This window comes from Streptomyces boluensis (genome assembly GCF_009908195.1).
GTDB classification, from domain to species: Bacteria; Actinomycetota; Actinomycetes; order Streptomycetales; family Streptomycetaceae; genus Streptomyces; species Streptomyces boluensis.
In genome coordinates, this window is record NZ_JAAAHS010000499.1 from 1 (window position 1) to 4,844 (window position 4,844).

5 protein-coding genes are annotated in these 4,844 nt (G+C 71.4%); 1 reads left to right on the plus strand and 4 read right to left on the minus strand.

What is annotated here, in order from left to right:
- The 4 genes from GUY60_RS34590 to GUY60_RS34605 form a co-directional block, all read right to left on the minus strand.
- The coding region (locus GUY60_RS34590; RefSeq protein WP_187370198.1) for an ATP-binding protein at nt 1–307 on the minus strand (307 nt) is incomplete at its 3' end.
- A gap of 506 nt (nt 308–813) precedes the next feature.
- Nucleotides 814–1,689, minus strand: coding sequence for an acyl-CoA dehydrogenase family protein (locus tag GUY60_RS34595; RefSeq protein ID WP_161705170.1), 876 nt, complete (start codon nt 1,687–1,689; stop codon nt 814–816).
- Between the two features lie 11 nt (nt 1,690–1,700).
- Nucleotides 1,701–2,864: an acyl-CoA dehydrogenase gene (locus tag GUY60_RS34600; protein WP_161705172.1), complete on the minus strand. Its 1,164-nt coding sequence runs from the start codon at nt 2,862–2,864 to the stop codon at nt 1,701–1,703.
- A 5-nt stretch (nt 2,865–2,869) separates the two neighbouring features.
- Complete coding sequence (locus tag GUY60_RS34605; RefSeq protein WP_161705174.1) at nt 2,870–4,060, minus strand: amidohydrolase family protein; 1,191 nt, start codon at nt 4,058–4,060, stop codon at nt 2,870–2,872.
- Nucleotides 4,061–4,255: 195 nt separating this feature from the next.
- On the opposite strand from GUY60_RS34605, the gene GUY60_RS34610 reads away from it, so the two are divergent.
- A partial coding sequence (locus tag GUY60_RS34610) for an AMP-binding protein (RefSeq protein WP_161705176.1) occupies nt 4,256–4,844 on the plus strand: 589 nt, incomplete at its 3' end.

A 4,844-nucleotide genomic window follows, 5' to 3' on the forward strand; every position in this document is an offset into this window, starting at 1 on the left:
CGTTGGTGTCGTCGCCCTCGGCCTGCCGGGGCCGGGGCGGGCGGGCGCTGTTGTCGGTGACCTCCACGCGCACGGTGCCCGGACAGGACTCCGGGACACCCGGCAGCAACATACGGAGCACGGCCGGACACCCGGTGTGCACGACCGCGTTGGTGACCAGCTCCGAGATCAGCAGAACCAGCGTCTCGGCCAGCGACTCGTCGACCTCTATACCGGAACCCGCGAGCCGCGACCTGGCCCACCTACGGGCCCGCCCCACCTCCGCGGGGTCGGGGCGGACCTCCGTCTGAACTTGAAGCACCTGCACCGCTCACACCATCCGAACCGGCGGACACATCGCCTCGTGTCTCGTCGGGGTCACGGAACGTGATCCCCGTACGGGACAGCATGGTTGACGTACAGTCACCCCAACAAGCGCTTCGGGCATATTCCAGCGCGAAGGAGTACGCGTGCGCCATACTGTGCGACGCGCGCCGCGGGGAGTCGAACTCGGGGGTGTTTCACACCGCCGGGCCCTGCGAGGGCCGGGCATCGCCGGGCCCGGAGGTGTCACGGGGACCCCACCGGTATGGCTCGCCATCAGAACCACTCGCATCCCACGGAGCGTACCGGAGCAGGGGCCCGACTCCGTGCCGTGACGAGTCACGCCTAGGACACAAGCCGATATCGACGCCCCGCAGTCACTCTGTGCTGCATTCCGGGCCGGGGATGACAGCCGGACGATCACCTTTGGCACCCCTGACCAGCACCCCGACCCGGCCCCTGACCCGGACCCGGACCCGGACCCGGACACGGCCGACCCGCAGGCTCACCTCACAGCGCCGCCGCCAGCTCCTCCTCCAGGGTCGCCGCCGAAGGCCCCAGCTCGGCGCGCAGCCAGGCCCGCTTGAGGTGCAGATGTACGTCGGCCTCCCAGGTGAAGCCCATCCCGCCGTGCACCTGGAGGCAGTCCCGCGCCCCCCGTACCGCCGCGTCGTCGGCGAGCAGCGCGGCGCCCGAGATCTCAAGGGGGTCCCCGGTGACCGCGGCGGCGTACACGGCGGCGCGGGCCAGCTCGGTGCGGACCAGCATCTGGGCGCAGAGGTGCTTGACGGCCTGGAAGGCGCCGACGGGTTGCCCGAACTGGTGCCGGTCGCGGGCGTGTTGGACGGCGAGTTCGCAGGTGCGGGCGGCGCTGCCGAGCTGTTCGGCGGCGGTGAGCAGCACGGCCACCGGGTCGTGCGGTCCGCTGTGTCCGGCGGGTGCCCGGTGCAGGGGCGTGAGCGGGTCGACGGAGCGGACCGGTACGGCGCCGGTGGCGTCGCCCCGTACGGCGTCGGCGGTGTCGTACCAGGTCACGAGGCCGCCGCTGTCGACGGCGGTGACCACGGTGTCGCCGGTGGCGGCGCCGTCGATCTCGCCGGCCGCGAGGTGGGTGGCGACGAGCGGGCCGGGCAGCAGGGCGCGGCCCGCCTCCTCGAAGGCGATCACGGCTTCGGGGAGGCCGAGGCCGACGCCGCCGTCACGCTCGGGCAGCCGGAGCGAGAAGAACCCGGCGTCGCCGAGCTCGCGCCACAGGCCCCGGTCGAGCACCGGTCCTCCGGGTGCGTCCGCGAGGGTCCGTGAGGCGTCGCGTCCGAAGCGCCCGGCGAGCAGTTCGCGCACCCCGGTCCGCAACGCCCTCTGGTCGTCGGTCGGTTGGAAGTCCATGGATGGTGCCCTCACCGTCCCTTCGGGAGGCCGAGGATGCGCTCGGCGACGATGTTCTGCTGGATCTGCGAGGTGCCGGCGGCGATCGTGTACGAGAGGGAGGAGAGCCGGTCGAGGTTCCACTCCCGGCCGAGGTCGAGGCTGTCGGGCCCGAGGACCGCGGCGGCCGTGTCGTACAGCTCCTGCCGTGCGTGCGAGTAGCGCAGCTTGAAGACGGAGCCGCCGGTGCCGGGGACGCCGCCGGTGTGCTGTGCCTCGCTGACGTTCCACTGGGTGAGCCGCCACAGGGCGCTGAACTCGGCGTTCAGGCGGCCGAGGCGGCGGCGGAGTACCGGGTCGTCCCAGCGGCCGTTCTTGCGGGCCTCGGCGGCGAGCGCGGTGAGGGTGCGGCGGCAGGCGACGACCTCGCCGACGAAGGCGGTGCCGCGTTCGAAGGAGAGGGTGACCATGGTGACGCGCCAGCCGTCGTTCTCCTCGCCGACCCGGTTGCCGACGGGGATGCGCACCTCGTCGAGGAACATCTCGGCGAACTCGGTGGACCCGGCGAGGGTGCGCAGCGGCCGTACGGTGACGCCGGGCGCGTCCATCGGCATGGCGAGCCAGCTGATGCCCCGGTGCTTGGGGACGTCCGCGCTGATGGGTTCGGTGCGTACGAGGAGTTCGCACCAGTCGGCGACCTCGGCGTGCGAGGTCCAGATCTTCGAGCCGCTGACGACGTAGTGGTCGCCGTCGCGTACGGCCCGGGTGCGCAGCGATGCGAGGTCGGAGCCCGCGTCCGGTTCGCTGAAGCCCTGGCACCACACCTCGTCGCCGCGCAGCACGGGCGGCAGCCAGCGGGCCCGCTGTTCGGCGGTGCCCTCGGCGGCGATGGTGGGCCCGGCGTGCAGCAGGCCCACGAAGTTCGCGCCGACGTACGGGGCCCCGGCCCGCTCGGTCTCCTCCAGGTAGATGAGGTGCTGAGTGGGGGTGGCGCCCCGGCCGCCCGCGTCGACGGGCCAGTGCAGGCCCGCGTACCCGGCGTCGTAGAGGCGGCGCTGCCAGCCCAGGTCGTAGGCGCGGCGGCCGGGCCAGTCGGCCGGGTCGGGGCGGGGCGGCAGCTGCGGCAGGGTGACGGCGAGCCACTCGCGCAGCTCGGCCCGGAACGCTTCCTCTTCTTCGCTGTAGGCCAGATCCATGGGGGCTACTTGTCGAGGTCCAGGCCGAGCATGCGGATGGCGTTGCCCCGCATCAGCTTGTAGACCGTCTCGTCGTCGAGTCCCTTGACGTGATCGAGGGCGACTTCCTTGGTGTGCGGGAAGGTCGAGTCGACGTGCGGGTAGTCGGTCTCGAAGGTGGCGTTGTCCCGGCCGACGACGTCGAGGGACGCGACGCCGTGCTTGTCGCGGAAGAAGCAGCAGAACATCTGCCGGTAGTAGTACGTGGACGGCGGCTCGGGGATGAGATCGCGGACCCCGCCCCAGGCGCGGTGCTCCTCCCACACGTCGTCGGCGCGCTCCAGGGCGTACGGGATCCAGCCCATCTGCCCTTCGCTGTACGCGAGTTTGAGCTGCGGGAACTTCACGAGCACGCCGCTGAAGAGGAAGTCCATCATCGACGCCATCGCGTTGTTGAAGGACAGCGAGGCCTGCACGGCGGGCGGCGCGTCCGGCGAGGCGGCCGGCATCTGCGAGGAGGACCCGATGTGCATGTTGACGACGGTCCCGGTCTCCTGGCAGATCGCGAAGAACGGGTCCCAGTAGCCGGAGTGGATCGACGGCAGTCCGAGGTACGTCGGGATCTCGCTGAACGTGACCGCCCGCACCCCCCGCGCGGCATTCCGCTTGATCTCCGCGACGGCCAGGTCGATGTCCCACAGCGGGATGATGCAGAGCGGGATGAGCCGGCCCCCGCTGTCCCCGCACCACTCCTCGACCATCCAGTCGTTGTACGCGCGTACGCAGGCGAGAGCCACTTCCTTGTCGTGCGCCTCGGCGAAGGTCTGCCCGCAGAAACGGGGGAAGGTCGGGAAGCAGAGGCTGGCCTCGACATGGTTGAGGTCCATGTCCTTGAGCCGCGCCGCCGGGTCCCAGCAGCCCCGCCGCATCTCGGCCCGTGTGATGCCCTCCAGGGTCATGTCGTCCCGGTCGAAGCCCACGGCGGCGATGTTCCGCTTGTACGGGAACTTGAGGTCCTCGTAGATCCACCAGTCGGTGGGCGGACCGTCCGGGTCCATGGTGATCACGTACTTGCCGCCGGTGTACTCAAGCTCCCCGATCCCGGCGGTCAGCGGCTTGGGCCCGCGGTCCCGGTACTTCTTCGGCAGCCAGGTCTCGAAGAGGTGCGCGGGCTCGATGACGTGGTCGTCGACGCTGATGATCCGAGGCAGTTCCATGGGGGTCCCCTCACCTGTGCCGGCATACCCGACGGCGACCCGACGGCATACCCGACTGCATATCTGATGGATCGTCAGATAGAGGCTAGCCCCCGGACCTCTGGACCGACAAGGCGGTGACGCCTACGCTCTGCGGCAATCTGACAACCCGTCAGTTCCATTGGCTCCACTGGGCAGGCCGAGGAGGCTTCGCGGATGAGCGACAGCGCACGGGAAGTGGACGCGCGGGAAGTGGACGCACGGGAGGCAGGGGATCCGGGCGCGCGGGGGCCACGGGAGCTGGGTGCCCAGGGGGCCCGAGGAGCGCGGGAGTTGGGGGCTCTGGGCGCACAGGGAGCGCGGGAGCTGGGCGACTCCCCCACCCTCTGGGAACTGATCGACCGCAGGGCCCGCCTCACCCCCGACCGTCCGGTCCTGATCCAGGCCGAGGCCGACCCGGCCGACGACCGCACCCTCACCTTCGGCGCCCTGCGCGACCGCGCGGAACGGGTCGCGGCCGGCCTGTACGAGCGGGGCGTGCGCCCCGGCACGGTGGTCGCCTGGCAGCTCCCGACCCGTATCGAAACGGTCCTGCTCAGCGCCGCCCTGGCCCGTATCGGCGCGACGCAGTCCCCGATCATCCCCTTCTACCGCGACAAGGAGGTCGGCTTCGCGCTGCGCGCCTCGCGGGCCGAGTTCTTCGCGACCCCGGGGGTGTGGCGCGGCTTCGACCACACGGAACTGGCCCGGCGCCTGGGCGCGCGCGGCGTCTTCGAGGCGTATGAGGACGGGGACCTGCCGGACG

Bases quoted from the DNA above. Each gene is read 5' to 3' on its own strand.
- GUY60_RS34595 (WP_161705170.1), bottom strand. From the start codon at position 1,689: ATGGACTTCCAACCGACCGACGACCAGAGGGCGTTGCGGACCGGGGTG.
- GUY60_RS34605 (WP_161705174.1), bottom strand. From the start codon at position 4,060: ATGGAACTGCCTCGGATCATCAGCGTCGACGACCACGTCATCGAGCCC.
- GUY60_RS34600 (WP_161705172.1), bottom strand. From the start codon at position 2,864: ATGGATCTGGCCTACAGCGAAGAAGAGGAAGCGTTCCGGGCCGAGCTG.